1 pseudogene is annotated in these 413 nt (G+C 40.7%); it reads left to right on the forward strand.

Annotation, left to right across the window (positions count from 1 at the left end):
* Positions 1 to 413: pseudogene (locus tag HC175_RS19465) on the forward strand (quinol:cytochrome C oxidoreductase); the annotation flags it as partial.

Raw genomic sequence — 413 nt, forward strand, 5'->3', positions numbered from 1 at the left:
CCATTTATCTTAAATCAAGAGGCTTTCTGCCGCTGGTCAATGATAGTCACATTCATGACCTTGCAAAGTTCATGTTTGGGATAAGTATTTTCTGGACCTACCTGTGGTTTTCCCAGTTCATGTTGATCTGGTACTCCAATATTCCTGAAGAAGTAACGTATTTTGTGTCAAGGATAGAAGATTACGGCCTCATTTTCTTCGGAATGGTGGCTTTAAACTTTATCTTCCCACTCTTGTTGTTAATGAACAGTGACTTCAAACGAGTGAACTGGTTTGTGGTCATGACCGGAATTATTATTTTGATAGGACACTATCTTGATGTGTTTGTAATGGTGATGCCGGCAACCGTTGGAGAATCCTGGTTCATTGGGATCCCTGAGTTAAGTGCTCTGGCTTTCTTTGCAGGATTGTTT

This window comes from Salinimicrobium oceani (genome assembly GCF_012037645.1).